Origin of the sequence: Acaryochloris sp. IP29b_bin.148 (assembly GCF_028285565.1) — a bacterium.
GTDB lineage: Bacteria > Cyanobacteriota > Cyanobacteriia > Thermosynechococcales > Thermosynechococcaceae > Acaryochloris.
Genome location: NZ_JANQOY010000124.1, coordinates 17,969 through 35,192, shown reverse-complemented (window position 1 = coordinate 35,192; position 17,224 = coordinate 17,969). Strand labels below are relative to the sequence as shown.

Below are 17,224 nucleotides of genomic sequence, written 5' to 3'. Positions count from 1 at the left end.
TCAGGTCGCTCCTACATGCTTAATGAAATGTTTCAATTGATTTCATTGAATCAGTCTACAGGCTCATAGACTACGTTTGAGATAGAATGAGCAGCCTCCATCCCATACTTCAGCCAGATACCGCTATAGTGGGTCCAGAATATGCGCTAGCTAATGGGTTCTTTGAGTAATGGCACGTCTTTCTAATTTTGCTCCCAACCCTTTGTGCAAAAAGCTTTTGGGGGCCGCACTATTGGTATGTACCGTCAGTCTAGTAGAGAGCGGGAGCGATCCAAAGGCACTCGCACAAGCCCCATCCCCCGCTCCCCCTGCTTCGACCTCCCCTGATTCTCCTTCAGCGCCCGCTTCGCAGACGCCAGGATCTTCAACACCACAGGCACCTACGCAGGCTCCAGCACCGATTCGCACTCCAGATCCTCGTAACGTAACGGTGCCCCCAGCTCAACCCCCAGTTCCGGCTCAGCCTAAAACCGCTCAACCGACACCAACGGCCCAGCCTTCTAAGCCTGCAGCCCACCCGACACAGCCCAAAACCACTCAACCGACACCGACGGCCCAGCCTTCTAAACCTGAAGCTCAGCCGACACAGCCCAAAACTACTCAACCGACACCGACGGCCCAGCCTTCTAAGCCTGCCGCTCAACCGACACAGGCCCAACCCGCCCCTCAGCAGGAAAAAGCGACGCCGAAGTCAGTCGAAAAGCCCCAGCCCGCTCCATCCCAACCGACGGTGAAACAAGGGAAAGGCCAACCGGAAGCTCTGACACATTTACGTCAAGGGGTTAAACAACATGGCCAAGGGAACTTGAAAGCAGCGGTTGAAGAATATAACAAGGCCATTCAATTGGATCAGGATTACGGCATCGCCTATGTGAATCGAGGCTATGCTCATACGCTTTTGGGTAATAATCAGGCTGCGATCGCAGATTACACTAAGGCGATCCAACTCAACCCTCAGAACGTCAAGTTACCCCAAATTTATTTGAATCGGGGGTTAGCCTTTGCGGCTACTCAAAATTACAGGGCAGCACTGAATGACTATAATCAGGTCTTACAGCGGGATACAAACCATGCAGAAGCCTACTTAAATCGAGGTCGAGCCCATGCCGCCCTCGGCAATTATGCCGCCGCGATTCAGGATTATGGTCAAGTGCTCAAAGTGAAGCCCCAGTCAGCCTTGGCCTACTTCAATCGTGGGGTGGTTCGTACCAAAGTGGGCGATCAGTCTACGGCACTGGCCGATTATTCGGCGGCCATTAAGCTCGATCCGAAGTATGCGGCTGCGTTTTATAACCGCGGGCTGATTCACCTTGACCAAGGGGATGCTCAAGCGGCCATTTCTGATTTCACGACGTCCGTGCAAATAGACGGTAAATATACCGCGGCCTATAAAAACCGGGGCAATGCTCATTTAAAGGCGGGTGATGCTGAAGCTGCGATCGCAGACTTTACCCAAGCCATCACCCTAAATGCAAACGATGTGACGGCGTACTTTAATCGGGGGCTGGCCTATAATTCAGCGGGACAAAGCAAGGCTGCGATCGCAGACTATACCCAAGTCCTTAAACTCGATCCCAACTATGCGACAGCCTATACCAATCGCGGCAACATTTATTTTTCCCAAGGCGATCGGGAGACCGCTGTGCGCGACTATAGTCAAGCGATTACCGCTAATCCGCAAAATGCGATCGCCTACAACAACCGTGGGCTGGCCCATATGATCTTAGGACGACGGGAAGCGGCGCTAACAGACTATCAGCAGGCTGCCCAGCTTTACAAAGCACAAGGAGCGACAGCGGACTATCAGCGCTTACAACCTCTAATTAACACGCTCAAACAGCGCGTTAAAAAGCAGCCGGTCACGCCTTAGCATTGGATTTTCTATCTCAGATGAGGGGTAGAAAGATGCCGCGGTTAAAGGATGAAAGCGAGCTGTCCTCTTTCGACTGCTCCCGCAATTCTGTAAGCTGTTGAGGTACGCTCATCTGTTGCTCGTAACAGCGACTTGATTCTATGTCTGTCTCCAGCCCTACCCGTGTCATTCGGATTGGTTCCCGTAAAAGTCAACTCGCTCTTGTGCAGACGCACTGGGTCCAAGGAGAATTACAAAAACATTTTCCTGAGTGCGAATTTGAAGTTTGCACCATGTCCACCCAAGGAGACAATATCCTCGATGTCGCCCTAGCCAAAATTGGAGACAAAGGGTTATTTACTAAAGAGCTAGAGGTCTCAATGCTCCGCAAAGAGACGGACTTGGCAGTGCATTCTCTCAAGGATTTACCGACCAACTTGCCGGAAGGGCTCTGTCTGGGAGCGGTGACCGAGCGGGTTGATCCGGCAGATGCCTTAGTCGTGCATGAGAATTTTACGGACTATCAACTGGATACGCTACCTGAGGGAGCAGTGATTGGGACGTCATCCCTGCGGCGGCTCGCCCAACTACGGTATAACTACCCCCATTTAGAATTCAAAGATATTCGCGGCAACTTAAATACCCGTCTCCAGAAGCTTGATGCGGGTGAATATGACGGCATTATCCTGGCGGTGGCTGGTTTACAGCGACTGGGGTTTGGCGATCGCATTCATCAGGTGATTCCTGCAGATATTTCGTTACATGCAGTGGGCCAAGGGGCCTTAGGCATTGAATGCCGTGAAGGGGATGAAGAAATCATGGCCTTTATTAAGGCCCTAGAGCATGAACCCTCTGCCCATCGTTGTACCGCTGAACGCTCCTTTTTGCACGAGTTGGAGGGCGGCTGCCAGGTTCCCATCGGCGTGAATACGACCCTCAACGACGGACAATTGACCTTGGTCGGCATGGTGGCCAGTTTGGACGGCAAACGCCTGATTAAGGACACCGTTAGTGGGCCGATTGCTAGCGCAACGCAATTAGGCATTGATCTCGCACAGAAAGTGAGAGAACAGGGTGCCCAAGAGATTCTAGAGGAAATATTCGCCGCCGCCCGTCCCTCAGATCTCTGATAGTCTGATAGCACTCACTTTTCGAGTCGATGGGACTAACCTACAAAGACGACAATCAATCAGCTAATAGATGGGTTAGTAAAGCCTCTTCGCGATTCGGGTGGTAGATTCAGACTGTTCTGAGAGGAGTTGCAGGATGTCTAATCCCCAAGTGTTATGTCTGGGAGAAATTCTGTGGGACTGTCTTGCGGATCAGCCGGGTCGAGCACTGGCAGCAGTTGACTCCTGGACCCCCTATCCTGGAGGAGCGCCTGCAAATGTGGCCTGTGCTTTGGTTAAGTTAGGGACTTCTGCGGGTTTTATTGGCTGTGTCGGCGAAGATGCACCCGGCACACAGCTTAGAGCGCTACTGCAACAAACGAATGTCAATATTGAGGGACTTCAGACCCATGCGGATGCGCCCACACGGCAGGTGTATGTCACCCGTACTCTAGAGGGTGATCGCACCTTTGCAGGCTTTGGAAACTATGACACCTCTATCTTTGCCGATACCCAATTGCAGGCCGACCACCTGCCTGCCAACCTATTTGTGAATGCAGACTATTTAATCTTGGGGACCCTAGCACTGGCCTATCCGCAATCAGCGGCTGCGGTCCGCCAAGCCCTCCAGCTGGCTCAGCAGCATCAGGTCAAAATCCTGATTGATGTAAATTGGCGACCCGTATTTTGGACCGATCCAGAGGCCGCCCGTCAGATCATTCTGCAAATCCTGCCTAACGCTCACTATGTAAAGCTGGCTGAAGAAGAAGCCCAGTGGCTTTGGAAGACTGACCATCCTCAAGCGCTGGTGAAGGCGTTACCCTCGGCCCAGGGCGTTATTGTTACGGCAGGAGCAAAAGGCTGTGCCTATTGCTTCCGAGAAATGTGTGGAACGCGTCCTGGTTTCACGGTACAGGTGCAAGATACGACGGGAGCTGGCGATGCCTTTGTAGCCGGATTGATTCATCAGCTAATCACCACCGATCATCCCCCAGATAGGCAGTCTGCACAGGCTATGATGACTTATGCCAGTGCGGTGGGTGCCTTAACAACCACTCAAGCGGGTGCGATCGCAGCCCAGCCGACTGCGGATGAGGTGGCAACTTTTCTGCAAACCCAACGCTAAGACGCTATCCCAACGGGGACTCATCCATGCCAACCACTGGAACTATACCGCCATTTGCCCAGCGTATCGACCTCTCCATGCAGCATCCTTGGCCGACGGGATATCTTTTCCAGAGTCCGGGTAATCAGTTTAGTTACCGGGTGATTGGTCCTTGCTGTCGACTCTTTGATCGAGAAAAACTGCCTTGGCCCTGCTGTCGATTGCAATGGCGTGGCAAGGAGCCTAGCTGGCGACGCATTGGGCGACGCTTGATTGCTGATTTATCGGCTAAGCGCTATCCGTCTTACTGTGTAGAGCTTGTGGGATATCAGGGAGCGGCACCCTGGGTGATCACGCTCTATACCCAGCGCCTGTCGTCAACCCAGCAGCAATGGTGGTATTCCAAGCATCAATCGATGCAGACGGTGGAGCCTCCTACGGCTTCTTAGACTGAGCAGCGCGGGCTTTCTTCAGCTGCTTCGACACCTGACTTTGCTTACTAAATTTACCTTCTTTCTGGTAGAGAGACTCTGCCTTCTGTAAGTCTTGAATGGCGGCTTCTGAATCTTCATTGGCCAGATGGCTTTCCCCCCGTTTTTGGAACGCAAGGGCATTCTGAGGATTTTGCTCAATGACTTTGGAGAAATCAGCAATGGCCGCTTCTGGTTGCTGTTCCTCATACAAAGCCATCCCTCGGTATAGGTAGGCAAACAGGTTATCTGGCGCCAGTTTTAAGGCGGTAGTGTAATCTGCGATCGCAGCTTCATACTCTTCTAACTGGCGATACGCATTAGCCCGATTATAGAGGGCATATGCATTGAGTTTATAAGCTGCTAAAGCCTGGCTATACGCCTCGATTGCCCCTTTATAATCCGCTTGGGCATAGCGATCATCTCCTAACCGTACCGCCTCAGGCACTGATGGTTGCGAAGCTGGAGTGGGTGCTTGGGGGGCAGGCACGCTCTCAGGATTGGACTGTACTGGTTGGTCTGGCGTCGGGGATGCCGTCTCTGGCATAGACTGTGCTCGTAAGGTACCCGCACTGAGAGAAATGCTCCCGAATACCATAAGGGAAAGAGATACAGCTTGTAGACATTGCTGATATTGAGCAAAATTCTTCATAGATACTCCTGAAATACCACACACATTGTTACCTGCAACTCACATTCTTTATCCCCCGAGTGGCAGCTATCTGAAGAAAAAACCTTAACTCTACTCGATAGACATCAACATCAATTTGTTCCAACAGCTAACCCATGGATCGATCTGCCATCAATGTACAAAAGGTTTATCGGGATATCCAAACATCCTGATAAACCTTTTCTGCATTGATAGCATAGAGTCCCTCCCAGCCTCAACACTTAATGTTGTCGAGACTGTGAGGAACCTTAATCCTTTAAGACTTAATATTTATAACTTTCAGTCTTGAAGGGACCCTCCACGGGCACATTAATGTACTGAGCTTGTTCAGAGGTGAGTTGAGTAATCACACCACCAAAGCCTTCCACCATATACCGAGCAACCTCTTCGTCTAACTGCTTAGGTAGTACTTCCACAGTAATGGCTGAGGTTTTTTGATCAGCGGGCAAATCAGCAAACTTGCGCTCAAACAAAAACATTTGCGCTAAGACTTGGTTCGCAAAAGAACCATCCATGATGCGTGAGGGATGCCCCGTCGCATTGCCCAAGTTCACTAAGCGGCCTTCTGATAACAAGATCAAAAAGTCTTGGGGATCATCACTCCGATACACCTGATGCACCTGAGGCTTCACCTCCTCCCAACGCCAGGTTTTGCGCATATAGGCAGTATCAATTTCGTTATCGAAGTGACCAATATTGCAAACGACAGCCCCTTGCTTTAAGGAAACCAACATATTGGCATCACAAACATTAAAGTTGCCTGTGGTCGTTACCACTAAATCCGTGTTGCCTAGTAGATCTGTATTGATGCAGCTGGGGGTGCCGTCATTCTGGCCATTTTTGTAAGGAGACACCACTTCAAAGCCATCCATGCAAGCTTGCATCGCACAAATGGGATCTGCTTCAGTGACTTTAACAATCATCCCCTCTTGTCGCAAAGAAGCAGCGGATCCCTTACCGACATCACCATAGCCAATCACGAGGGCTTTCTTACCAGACATCAGATGATCGGTACCGCGCTTAATCGCGTCATTCAAGCTATGGCGACAACCATACTTGTTGTCATTTTTGGACTTTGTCACTGAATCATTGACATTAATCGCGGGAACTTTGAGTTCTCCCTTTTCTAGCATTTCTAGTAAGCGATGCACCCCAGTGGTGGTTTCTTCCGTGACGCCATGAATATGGTTCAGCATCTCAGGGTATTTTTCATGGATATGGCCGGTTAAATCACCACCATCATCCAAAATCATGTTGGCATCCCAGAGGTTTCCTTCAGGGGTCCGACAGGTTTGCTCAATACACCAAATATATTCTTCTTCGGTTTCACCTTTCCAGGCAAATACAGGAATATCTGCGGCGGCAATAGCGGCAGCTGCATGATCTTGAGTGGAAAAAATATTACAAGATGACCAACGAACCTCTGCTCCTAAGGCACAGAGCGTCTCAATCAAGACTGCAGTCTGAATGGTCATATGAATACAACCAATGATTTTTGCCCCTTGCAAAGGTTTACTATCACGGTACTTCGCACGAATCGCCATCAATGCTGGCATTTCACCCTCAGCAATGGCCATCTCTTTGCGTCCCCAATCTGCGAGGGCAATATCCGCAACTTTATAATCTCTAGTTAAAACTTGTGGGCTCATGTGATCCTTCTCAACGACTGGTGTACTTATTTGATCCTCTGTTAATTATAGTGAGGCATTTCTTGGTGTTTATCGGGAAATTGTCTGCATCCCTGCAAAAAGAACTATATCCAATCTCTAAACCTAAGCTGGTATTACTCTATGAGGTTTTTTACGCGAGTTTTTAAAGCGATTACTCAGCATTAATGCATCCAGGCTCCGTGCTCCAAGCAATTTGCAAAAGGCTGGCACAAGGGAATGGGACTCACCGATGATGCCGAACGATCGATGATGTATTGTGTTTTAGCTTTATAACTCGCTTAATCACTTACTATGAATGGGTCTGCTTGCATTTTTTATCGTTATGGCACGTCTGTCAGCTGAGCTTAAACGGTCTTTCCTAGACAACGATCACGGCCCCGAGGTTACTTTGCAGGAATTACTAAATCTTGCAGAAGAGCGGGTTTTCGGATTTCTATTTGTGTTATTAGCCCTGCCTTCCGCCCTTCCTGTTCCTGCACCGGGATACTCTGTACCCTTCGGGATTATCATTTTCCTACTTGCCATCCAATTAATTGCAGGATCCAAGCAACCGTGGTTTCCGCAACGGTTCTCAACACATCCTGTTGCGCTCACAACAGTCCAAGGCATTCTCAAAAAGGCGTTACCTTGGCTACAGCGTATCGAGTCAGTGGCGCGACCCCGCCTTTTTCCTATTTGCACCAGCGTGATGGGACAGATTGCGATCGGATGCATCTTGGCACTGATGGGAATTTCGATGATGATTCCTTTTCCATTAACGAACACTGTGCCTGCGATTGGTGTTTTTGTAACTGGCTTTGGTTTGTTAGAAGATGATGGTGCGATCAGTCTAGGGGGGCTTGTCATCTGTTTATTTGGTGCTGCAATTACCCTCTCAGTCTTAGGGGCTGCGATTTGGGGGGGGAGTAATTTAATCGAGCTAATAAAAGAGCATATCTGAAGAAATTAAGTGACGCTTGCATTTGTAGTTAGTATTAAAACGTCTTAAAATCATAGAATATGGCGATATAAAGCCATATTTTTCCAGATATCAGTTATTGAACCATCAGTTGTTCCACTTTCATAAACTGATCACCTTTATCAGACCATGCTCGCTTCTCTAGCTGAAGATTAATGACTCTTAAACGTTGGGTAAACGTAAACCTTTAGCCTATGCAATCAACCATCTTTACACTGTATAAAGAGTTCAAATTACGACAGTATAGGAGTATCAGCTTGTCATCAAATCAGACTGCATAATATCACCAGAACTTAAGAGATTAGACCGTATTAAGAGTACATCTCACGTTTTATAGTGTGGAATGTATCAATTACCTCATGCTTCTTGAACTGGCCATGTATTGGCAGTAGCATAAGCTGTTCGATTTTTGGGCATTCTAGTAAAGTACCCATACCCATTCAGACCTAAATCTAGCCCCCCACACAGATGCTTTAAGGGGCAAGTTGCTTGTCGGTTCATCCATTTATCTTCCTAATACACTCTAGAAGATAAAAGGCTGGTGAGTTTCACAACACGTCGTCATCATGTCCAAAATTCTTGTCATTGAAGATCAAGATGATATTCGCAGCATTATTTGTGAAATCCTTGCTGCTGAAGGTTTTAATGTGGTTGAAGCAGAAGATGGCCATATTGGCGTCTTACTGGCTCAAGAAGAACTGCCAGACTTAGTGATTTGCGACATTATGATGCCTGAGTTTGATGGCTATAGTGTGATGACCCAATTGCGTCAAAATCCTTATGTGCAATCTGTGCCTTTTATCTTTCTCACCGCGAAAGCCAGTAAGACTGATCTGCGATTAGGCATGGAATTAGGGGCTAATGATTATTTGACCAAGCCTTTTACTCGGGATGAGCTATTGGGCGCAGTGAATGCCCAAATAGAACAACGCTCTACTGAGCCGACTGACCATACCCCTTTATGGAATGATACCTGTTGTGATCTGATTCAAGCTCTGCCGCCAGCAATACATAACCCACTTCAACGTATTGCGGAGTTTGCCCAGATCTTGAAAAATGATATTCAATCGATTAATTCTGACTATTCATCAGATTTACTAGATAAAATCGGAGAATCTGGAGAACTTATTTATAATCTGCTCCAAAAATCTTTAATTTACAATGATTTAGTAGATATTGAAAAAGATCCTCAACGCTTGCGGATACTACGGAAGCATGCCGGTGAAAGTTCTACACAATCGGTGATTGCCAATATTGCACGTTCTCAATCACAACACTGTAACCGCATCGCTGATTTACAACTAGAACTGGAAGAGGCAAGTGTTCAACTTGCCCAACCTAAGTTAAAAAAGTTAGTTGAAGAAATTGTTGAGAATGCCTTTAACTATTCTCCCGTAGGGACACCTGTTCACTTAACCAGCCATTGCCGAGGTAAAACCTTTCTCTTAAACATTACCAATCAAGGAAAAGGACTTAGCTCCCAACAAATTGCGGATTTAGGATCTCATATGCAATTTGATCATGCTTTATATAAGGGTAAATATGTGGGTTTAGGCTTGATTATTGCCAAACTAATTGCTGAGTTACATGGTGGCGAATTACAGGTAGAAAGTGTGCCTCATCGACTCACAACCATTTCAGTTTTTCTACCATTGTCATAAATAACTTGTACAAGTTAATAAGTGACAGCGTCGTAAGGGGGGACATGGTTTATCATGATAAAAGTGCAAAAAAGCTCAAAAATGGCCATAATTTCAGTTAATTTTAACTAATTCAAAAATCCACGTTGAATGATGCTGGTATTTATTAATAAAAGTATAGTCAACAAAGAAGCATTGAATCTCTGAATAGGGAACTATGGGATTAAGATTGAAGGCGCAGATGTGATGTTAGGTGATCTTTCGCGGCAAGAGAGAAATCAATGGAGAGAGATTGTTGGTGCTTGTGAATTAAATATTCAGGAGCTGCTTGAAACAATTATCTTCGATACCCATGAAGTCATTCTGATCACTGCAACTGATTTTGATGAGGACAAAGGACCTAGGATTCTGTATGCCAATGCGGCCTACTATCGTTTACTGGGTAGATTGCAAAGTGAACAATCTCATGAGCCTCAATATCTCTATTATCACTTAGTTCCTGAAGATCCCAGTCACTTATGTCATGTTCTGTCTAATCTGTCGGTACAAGAGCAGGCATGGGCGAATTTTCACTTAAAGACGGATCAGAGTAAACAGACTCTGCAGCTTCGGCTGTCGCCCTTGTCAGATACAAATCATTGCTTTACAGCAGTGCTATTGAAGCAAGACATCATCCCATCTCATCTAACCCCAGACGATCAAGGCTCTGCTGCATCCCCACAAATACACAAAGACAAGCCAGAGCAACCTGAACATCCATATATATCTAAAAGTTATCGAGATATGTCTGGGTTTAACTTGCAGGCATTAATCGATGCGCTTCCTGGTATTGTTTTTTCCTGTAACTATGATTTGGGTTGGTCTCGGCGATCCCTGAGTCGGGGATGTCTATCATTGACAGGGTATACCCCAGAAGAGTTACTCGGCAATTTTAATCTCACCTATAACGCACTCATTGATCCAGATGACTTTCCCCAGTTATTGGCAGCTATTTCATCAGCGGTTGACAGTCAGCAAGCGTACACCATCGAGTATCGCATTCGCACAAAATCAGGTCAGCTAAAGTGGTTACTGGAACAGGGAAGTGGCATTTTTGACGAACAGGGTCAAGTTTTAGGCCTGGAAGGATTTATTACCGATATTTCTAAACTCAAACAAGCAGAAGCTCAGTTAAGGCACGATGCCTTCTATGACAAATTAACAGGCTTGCCGAACCGAGCGTTGTTTATGGATCGCCTGACGTACTGTATCAAACGCGTTAAACGCTACCCTGATCAAATCTTTGCCGTCCTTTTCCTCGATCTCGATCGATTCAAAGTGGTTAACGATAGTCTGGGACATGCTGCAGGTGATCAGTTACTGATGGAGGTTGCCGAACGACTGCAGAGTTGTGTGCGAGACAGCGATACCCTTGGGCGATTAGGGGGCGATGAATTTACCGTTCTTCTAGAAGGGATCAAAGATCTGAGTGATGCGTTACGAGTTTGTAGTCGAATTCAACAAGCGTTAACCCAACCCTTTAAATTGAATGGTCGAGAAGTACTGATTACGACCAGTACAGGGGTGGCATTAAGTACGATGGGCTATGACGATCCAGAGCAGCTGATCCATAATGCGGATGCAGCAATGTATCGAGCCAAAACTCAGGGTAAAGCGCAATGGGAAGTGTTTACTGCTGATATGCATAGCAATGCATCTGCTCTTTTGCAGTTAGAAGTCGATTTGCGACGAGCCATTGAACGACAAGAATTTCAGCTGCATTACCAACCGATTTATCATTTAGAGACGACGGAAATTGTCGGTTTCGAAGCCTTATTACGATGGCATCATCCCCTTAGAGGTTTGATTTCACCCGTCGAATTTATTCCTGTGGCAGAAGAGACGGGGTTGATTTTGCCGATCAGTTGGTGGGTTTTGCAGGAGGCTTGCCAACAAATGCGTGATTGGCAACGGCGATTTTCCTCGAAGGCTCCTTTGTTTGTCAGTGTTAATTTTTCTAGTAAGCAATTCACGGAAGCGGACCTTATTCCTCGAATTGAGACAATTTTGAGAGAGACCGGATTAGCCCCTCAAAACTTGAAGCTAGAGATTACTGAAAGTGCCATCATGGAGCATGCAGAAGCAACAGCAGCCAAGCTTCTGGGCATTAAAACGTTAGGCATTCAGCTTGGCATTGATGATTTTGGTACTGGCTATTCATCACTAAGTTATTTGCATCGTTTTCCCATCGATATTTTGAAGGTTGATCGCTCCTTCGTCAGTGCGATGGATAGTCACGAGAACCTACAGATTGTGCAAACAATCACGATGTTGTCTCGCAATCTAGGGATGAAAGCAGTGGCAGAAGGGGTGGAGACCGCTGAGCAAGCGGCTCAACTGAGAGCGATGAAGTGCCAATATGCCCAAGGTTATTTTTTCTCGAAACCAATGGATGCAAGTGCGACCGAACGGTTGTTAACCCAACAATATCAATTATCAGCTCAGGAGATGACCTTACCGCTCGCTCGCTTAAAGTTGCGGATCAACGCTGCATTTTCCTATCGGCCTTTGGTAGGCAAAACTTCGTGGGTCATTGGTTCTAGCCAAGAAAGCGACATTCTATTAACGGAATCAACGGTTGCCCCTAAGCATGCCATGCTACAGCTGATGGGAACGGGTAATTATTACCTCGTTAATTTAGCAACAACAGAGGGGGCGTTTGTGAATGGCCAACTCGTTGCTCGGCCCATGCTGTTACAAGATGGCGATCGCTTAAACATTGGCACCACCCACCTGATCTTTGAATCTCAGATGCCATACGGGGAAACGAATCAGGCTCCTATGCCCCATACCTCTGTGCTGATGTGCCAAGCGAGTCAGTTTCAGGGTGAGATCTGGCAAGCTGCCCTGACATCTCAAGGACTATCCGTCACTTGGCAAGCCGCTGAATTCGATATCAAGCAAACCATCGCCAAAATGGACGGTATGGGATATGCTCTGCCGGATCTTCTTTTAGTTGACAAGCATACTTTACCTGAAGGACTAGAGGCGTTTTGCCAATGGCGCACTGCCCATTACCCAAAGCTTAAGGTGATCTTCATCAATGGTGAACAACCTCAAGTTGCACCGTCGGAATATCAAAGCGTGATGGATCATGGTGCCCTTGATTTATTACCTGGATTTTCAGAACAGAATGTGTTGTTGAATTTGGTAGACACCCTAGCTAAAATCAACGTCGTCCTCGACGCTTTAGAGTGGCAGTCGTTAGACCGGAAAGCATTGATGGCTGCACTGATGCCCTTGCAACAGGTGGTTAAACAAGGGATATTTCGTTAGCAAGTGGGGGTTATCTGGAAAGATCGAGCGCTAGCAGTGTACCGAGATCCAGGCATAAGGGACAGGGTTGTCATTTTTGATCTCAGCGCTTGATCGTCTAGTTTTTAGGGAAGAGCATGAACTGGGCGTCCAGGCAGCCCCCCTGGACGGTAAAATGAATTGCCGATTGTTCTTCCCATATCGAAAATCGATGATTTCCAGTAACGACTTTCGCACAGGTGTGTCTATTGAGCTTGATGGCTCAGTATGGCGAGTTGTAGAGTTCTTGCATGTTAAGCCTGGCAAAGGCTCTGCCTTTGTGCGTACAAAGCTAAAGAATGTGCAAAGTGGCAATGTCATGGAACGCACATTCCGAGCCGGTGAGACGGTCCCCCAAGCGAATTTGGAAAAGCGTGTCATGCAGCATACCTACAAAGATGGCGACCAATTTGTCTTTATGGATATGGAAAGCTATGAGGAAGCGAATCTGAGCCAAGAACAAATTGGCGATCGCGTTAAGTATCTGAAGGAAGGAATGGACGTTAATGTGATTCGGTGGGATGAGCAAGTGCTGGAGGTAGAATTGCCCACCTCTGTTGTGTTAGAAGTGACCCAAACCGATCCTGGTGTGAAAGGCGACACCGCGACGGGGGGCAGTAAACCCGCGATTGTAGAAACAGGGGCACAAGTGATGGTTCCATTGTTTATCTCAGAAGGAGAACGTATAAAAGTGGACACCCGCACCGACTCTTATCTAGGTCGCGAGTAAGGAGCAATATCAACGGTGGAATTTGATCTTAACCAACTCCGCGAACTACTCGCTATCCTCAATCAAACGGATATTGATGAGCTGAGTCTCAAAAGTAATGATTTTGAACTCACCATCCATAAAGGGAATCAATCAACAGCAGTGGTCTCCAATTCAGCAGTCCAGCCTGTGACACTGGATGGCACCTCCCTAGAACTGTCTGCCTCTCACGAGTCTTCGCCACCCCCGACTCCTGATAAGAAATGGGTGGATGTTAATTCTCCGATGGTTGGGACATTTTATCGGTCACCAGCGCCGGATGAGCCTCCTTTTGTAGAAGTGGGAGATGTGGCTCGACGAGGACAGACCGTCTGCATTATCGAAGCGATGAAGTTGATGAATGAACTAGAAGCCGAAATCAACGGCGAAATTGTGGAGATTCTAGTGGACAATGGGGAGCCCATTGAATTTGGTCAGACCCTAATGCGCATTAATCCTTCGAGTTAACTATCCTCGGCTGTACTCAAGGTGGAAGACACGATGCTGCCATCGGGCATAATCGTATCTTGTAAGAGCGCGTCTGTCAGATCGGTCTGTTGCAAATTAGCCCCTAAAAGATCTGCACCACTGAGGTTAGCACCTCTGAAATTGGCATCCTGCAAATCAGCATCTCTGAAGTTAACGCCACTCAGGTCGCTGTAGTTGAGGGAGGCCTGTTGTAAAGTCGCTCTGGCTAGACAAGCGCCCACTAAAATGGTGCTACTTAATAAGGCATTGCTCAGATTGCTTTTGGTTAAATCTGCTCCGGTGAGGTTAGCACCGATCAGTTTAGCCGCGACTAAGTTGGCAGATGACAAGTTCGCGCACAGCAAATCGATACCGTGCAGGGCTGCATAGCTTAAATTAGCCTCCTTTAAAACAATATGATCGAGATGCGCTAGGCTCAAATTCTGTTTCGATAGATTGGATCTACTAAAGTCGCGATCACCATTGGCATAACGGCGCAAGAGTTCTTCAACGGTCATATGTGTTCTGAGGTCGCCTTCCCTGTCTTACCTTCTATTGTGACAGGGATGGCGACGGATTTGAGTCTGTGACAGTCGCTCAGCGGTAACGAGCAGCTGACGATAGCTCTAAATTCAAGAGGGTGCATCTACTTCAATGGATCCAGAGCGGATCGAGCCAGCGTAAAATCACTTTCTCGAGCTGGTTAACATCACGATAGAGTTCTTGACGAAACCACTGGCCGACAGCATCTAGCGGCGTAAAAGTGTCTCCGGTCTGCCAACGTACATCTTGCCCTAGGGGAGTGAGGTGATTGCCTGCCAGGCGCTGGACCGCAATCATACCGGGAAAACGCTGTTCTAACAGTCCTGATAACCGCAAGGTTTGGTCCAATGTGTCATTGGAAAACTTAACGAGCAAATTTCTGGGGACTTGGTACTGCTGTTGAACTAAGCGGTTCGTTTGAGCGGGGTTGGGCGAAAATTCAATGGGAACGGCAGGAGTGATCCACTCAGCTAACGGAATCGCTTTGTCGATGGGGGAATTATTGAAAGAGATCAAGATATTCCCAGCCCGCTTGACGTCAAACAAGCTACCAATCAGTAAATGGAGTTTGCAGCCCATGCTGTGACCGATGCCATAAATGGGTAAAAACTGCGGCAGACGCGCCGTTCGCTGGAGGCGATCAACGGCCTCCTCAAATTGATCGAGAACGTCTTCGGCAATGCCAGCATGATCGACGGAGGTGATAAAGGGGGTGGCAATGATCGCATAGCCTTGATCGGCTATCCCTTCTAATAATCTGCGATAGGTGGCTTGGGGGGCTGTCGCCACAAAGGCACCACCGAGAAAGTGGATCAAGGCAACGGGTTGGGGCGGAATCAGGACTGAGTTACCTGCAATATCTTGCCAGTTCATTCTGGAGGTTGTTGAGGATGTAAATCTGAGGGCGGGCGATCGCTACTCCAAGCCCACCAAGCTTGGCCACACTGGCATTCGTAGAATTCCTGCCATTTACGCTGATACTGCTCAGTGATGACAGGGGCTCGACGGTTAATCCAAACTTGCTGTGCTTCCAGACAACTGGCCTGACAGCTGGGACAGTGAAAATAGCGGGCATGAGTGGCTGCAGTGGTCCAAGCAGGTGGGGTCGGATCAAATGCGTTCATAACCGTATTGTAAAAGTTTCAACTATAGATGTGTGGGAGAGAGTATGGGGTCCCAGAATGCTATCCTCAGCTGTCGCTGGCTCTATCTGAGGCAACGATCGAACAGTCTAAATATCTAAGCGCTGATACACCTGATCGAGGTTTTGGAGATGACGACTAGGGTCAAAACAGTGATCGAGCTCTTCTGCCGATAGTCGCTGCTGGACTTGAGCATCTTGGCTAAGCGCAGCTTTGAAATCTCCCCCCTCTTGATTCCACGCTTGATGAGCATGGGTTTGAACCACTGCATAGGCCTCTTCCCGGCTCATGCCTTTATCCACCAGCGCTAGTAAGACCCCCTGGCTAAAAATAACGCCACCGTAGAGGTTCATATTTCGCTGCATATTATCGGGATAAACCTGTAAATGCTTCACCAAGTCAGTAACTTCCACCAACATAAAATGCGTCAGAATGGCAGCATCAGGAATAATCACCCGTTCAGCTGAACTGTGAGAAATATCTCGCTCATGCCAGAGGGCGACATTCTCTAGACCGGTCATGGCATACCCGCGGATCACACGCGCCAATCCGGTTAAGCGCTCCGACCGAATGGGATTGCGCTTGTGGGGCATGGCCGAAGATCCCTTTTGCCCTTTGGAAAAGAACTCTTCGACTTCTAAAACATCAGTGCGTTGGAGATTGCGAATCTCGACGGCGAAGCGTTCAATGGAGGCGGCCACTAAGGCTAAGGCATTGAGATAGTAAGCATGGCGATCGCGAGAAATCACTTGGGTGGAGGCTGCCTCTGGCTGTAACCCTAATTTTTGACAGGTCAGACATTCGATCTGAGGGTCGATATTGGCATAGGTGCCAACGGCGCCCGAAATTTGGCCCACAGCCACTTCTTTTTGCGTTGCAACCAAGCGATCGCGATGCCGCATCATTTCTGCCAGCCAGCCAGCCAGCTTAAACCCCAAAGTAATCGGTTCCGCATGAATACCATGACTGCGGCCCACCATCACCGTTTGACGATGCTGCTGCGCTTGGTAACGAATAGCTTGAATCAGGTTTTCGAGCTGAGTCAGCAAAATATCGAGGCTAGCCACTAACTGGAGGGCAATGGCCGTATCCAGAACATCAGAACTGGTCATTCCTAAATGGATATACCGTCCTGCTTCCCCCACATACTCATTGACGTTGGTGAGAAAGGCAATGACATCATGCTTGACCTCGGCTTCGATTTCGAGAATGCGCTTAACGTCAAAATTCGCTTTGGCTTTGATGGTCTCGACGGCATCGATCGGAATCTTTCCCAGCTCGGCTTGAGCTTCACAAACGGCAATTTCTACCTGTAACCAAGTTCTGAACTTATTTTCGTCTGTCCACAGATCGCCCATCTCGGGCAAGGTATACCGCTCGATCAATGTATTGCCTAGATTTCAACTGAACTATTGTACGCTGACCGGATCGTCTTTCTAACGACTTTGTACCGATGTACACCAAAGCCGCTTGTTCGCAGTACTGGGCGAATCATTGAGGTCACTGGAGAGACTCT

15 protein-coding genes are annotated in these 17,224 nt (G+C 47.8%); 9 read left to right on the top strand and 6 right to left on the bottom strand.

Features of this window, described 5'->3' with window-relative positions:
- Positions 1-169 precede the first annotated feature (169 nt).
- From Q0986_RS11640 to Q0986_RS11625, 4 genes are all read left to right on the top strand, one after another.
- Positions 170-1,870: a tetratricopeptide repeat protein gene (locus tag Q0986_RS11640; RefSeq protein ID WP_299410204.1), complete on the top strand. Its 1,701-nt coding sequence runs from the start codon at positions 170-172 to the stop codon at positions 1,868-1,870.
- A gap of 143 nt (positions 1,871-2,013) precedes the next feature.
- Positions 2,014-2,982, top strand: coding sequence for a hydroxymethylbilane synthase (hemC, locus tag Q0986_RS11635; protein WP_299410202.1), 969 nt, complete (start codon positions 2,014-2,016; stop codon positions 2,980-2,982).
- 136 nt (positions 2,983-3,118) lie between these two features.
- Positions 3,119-4,087, top strand: coding sequence for a carbohydrate kinase (locus Q0986_RS11630; RefSeq protein WP_299410199.1), 969 nt, complete (start codon positions 3,119-3,121; stop codon positions 4,085-4,087).
- Positions 4,088-4,113: 26 nt separating this feature from the next.
- The gene (locus Q0986_RS11625; protein WP_366918572.1) at positions 4,114-4,515 is read left to right on the top strand and encodes a hypothetical protein; all 402 of its coding nucleotides are present in this window, start codon (positions 4,114-4,116) and stop codon (positions 4,513-4,515) included.
- Here the strand turns inward: Q0986_RS11625 and Q0986_RS11620 are convergent.
- Positions 4,502-5,188: a tetratricopeptide repeat protein gene (locus Q0986_RS11620; protein ID WP_299410197.1), complete on the bottom strand. Its 687-nt coding sequence runs from the start codon at positions 5,186-5,188 to the stop codon at positions 4,502-4,504. The genes Q0986_RS11625 and Q0986_RS11620 overlap by 14 nt on opposite strands.
- Before the next feature lie 281 nt (positions 5,189-5,469).
- Positions 5,470-6,855, bottom strand: a complete 1,386-nt coding sequence (ahcY, locus tag Q0986_RS11615) for an adenosylhomocysteinase (protein ID WP_299410195.1) — start codon at positions 6,853-6,855, stop codon at positions 5,470-5,472.
- A gap of 343 nt (positions 6,856-7,198) precedes the next feature.
- Between ahcY and Q0986_RS11610 the strand changes: the two genes are divergently transcribed.
- The 5 genes from Q0986_RS11610 (at position 7,199) to accB (ending at position 14,023) form a co-directional block, all read left to right on the top strand.
- Positions 7,199-7,816 (top strand): exopolysaccharide biosynthesis protein, encoded by a 618-nt coding sequence (locus Q0986_RS11610; RefSeq protein WP_299410192.1) that lies wholly within the window; start codon positions 7,199-7,201, stop codon positions 7,814-7,816.
- A gap of 584 nt (positions 7,817-8,400) precedes the next feature.
- Positions 8,401-9,495 (top strand): response regulator, encoded by a 1,095-nt coding sequence (locus Q0986_RS11605; RefSeq protein WP_299410189.1) that lies wholly within the window; start codon positions 8,401-8,403, stop codon positions 9,493-9,495.
- Between the two features lie 225 nt (positions 9,496-9,720).
- A complete protein-coding gene (locus Q0986_RS11600; RefSeq protein WP_299410186.1) occupies positions 9,721-12,789 on the top strand; it encodes an EAL domain-containing protein in 3,069 nt (1,022 codons plus the stop codon).
- 190 nt (positions 12,790-12,979) lie between these two features.
- The gene (gene efp / locus Q0986_RS11595; RefSeq protein WP_299410184.1) at positions 12,980-13,537 is read left to right on the top strand and encodes an elongation factor P; all 558 of its coding nucleotides are present in this window, start codon (positions 12,980-12,982) and stop codon (positions 13,535-13,537) included.
- Positions 13,538-13,552: 15 nt separating this feature from the next.
- Positions 13,553-14,023 carry an acetyl-CoA carboxylase biotin carboxyl carrier protein gene (gene accB / locus Q0986_RS11590; protein ID WP_299410182.1) on the top strand — a complete coding sequence of 157 codons (471 nt, stop codon included), beginning with the start codon at positions 13,553-13,555 and terminating at the stop codon, positions 14,021-14,023.
- Here the strand turns inward: accB and Q0986_RS11585 are convergent.
- The 4 genes from Q0986_RS11585 to purB all read right to left on the bottom strand — a co-directional run bounded on the left by Q0986_RS11585 (position 14,020) and on the right by purB (position 17,093).
- Positions 14,020-14,541, bottom strand: coding sequence for a pentapeptide repeat-containing protein (locus Q0986_RS11585; RefSeq protein WP_299410179.1), 522 nt, complete (start codon positions 14,539-14,541; stop codon positions 14,020-14,022). The genes accB and Q0986_RS11585 overlap by 4 nt on opposite strands.
- 133 nt (positions 14,542-14,674) lie before the next feature.
- Positions 14,675-15,439, bottom strand: coding sequence for a DUF1350 family protein (locus Q0986_RS11580; RefSeq protein WP_299410175.1), 765 nt, complete (start codon positions 15,437-15,439; stop codon positions 14,675-14,677).
- Complete coding sequence (locus Q0986_RS11575) at positions 15,436-15,690, bottom strand: hypothetical protein (RefSeq protein WP_299410172.1); 255 nt, start codon at positions 15,688-15,690, stop codon at positions 15,436-15,438. The genes Q0986_RS11580 and Q0986_RS11575 overlap by 4 nt, the downstream gene beginning before the upstream one ends.
- Positions 15,691-15,797: 107 nt before the next feature.
- Positions 15,798-17,093, bottom strand: coding sequence for an adenylosuccinate lyase (gene purB, locus Q0986_RS11570; protein ID WP_299410170.1), 1,296 nt, complete (start codon positions 17,091-17,093; stop codon positions 15,798-15,800).
- Positions 17,094-17,224 lie beyond the last annotated feature (131 nt).

What these genes read in the sequence shown, in the direction of transcription:
- Q0986_RS11640 (WP_299410204.1), top strand. Translation starts at nt 170, where the DNA reads ATGGCACGTCTTTCTAATTTTGCTCCCAACCCTTTGTGCAAAAAGCTT.
- hemC (WP_299410202.1), top strand. Translation starts at nt 2,014, where the DNA reads ATGTCTGTCTCCAGCCCTACCCGTGTCATTCGGATTGGTTCCCGTAAA.
- Q0986_RS11630 (WP_299410199.1), top strand. Translation starts at nt 3,119, where the DNA reads ATGTCTAATCCCCAAGTGTTATGTCTGGGAGAAATTCTGTGGGACTGT.
- Q0986_RS11625 (WP_366918572.1), top strand. Translation starts at nt 4,114, where the DNA reads ATGCCAACCACTGGAACTATACCGCCATTTGCCCAGCGTATCGACCTC.
- Q0986_RS11620 (WP_299410197.1), bottom strand. Translation starts at nt 5,188, where the DNA reads ATGAAGAATTTTGCTCAATATCAGCAATGTCTACAAGCTGTATCTCTT.
- ahcY (WP_299410195.1), bottom strand. Translation starts at nt 6,855, where the DNA reads ATGAGCCCACAAGTTTTAACTAGAGATTATAAAGTTGCGGATATTGCC.
- Q0986_RS11610 (WP_299410192.1), top strand. Translation starts at nt 7,199, where the DNA reads ATGGCACGTCTGTCAGCTGAGCTTAAACGGTCTTTCCTAGACAACGAT.
- Q0986_RS11605 (WP_299410189.1), top strand. Translation starts at nt 8,401, where the DNA reads ATGTCCAAAATTCTTGTCATTGAAGATCAAGATGATATTCGCAGCATT.
- Q0986_RS11600 (WP_299410186.1), top strand. Translation starts at nt 9,721, where the DNA reads ATGTTAGGTGATCTTTCGCGGCAAGAGAGAAATCAATGGAGAGAGATT.
- efp (WP_299410184.1), top strand. Translation starts at nt 12,980, where the DNA reads ATGATTTCCAGTAACGACTTTCGCACAGGTGTGTCTATTGAGCTTGAT.
- Q0986_RS11585 (WP_299410179.1), bottom strand. Translation starts at nt 14,541, where the DNA reads ATGACCGTTGAAGAACTCTTGCGCCGTTATGCCAATGGTGATCGCGAC.
- Q0986_RS11580 (WP_299410175.1), bottom strand. Translation starts at nt 15,439, where the DNA reads ATGAACTGGCAAGATATTGCAGGTAACTCAGTCCTGATTCCGCCCCAA.
- Q0986_RS11575 (WP_299410172.1), bottom strand. Translation starts at nt 15,690, where the DNA reads ATGAACGCATTTGATCCGACCCCACCTGCTTGGACCACTGCAGCCACT.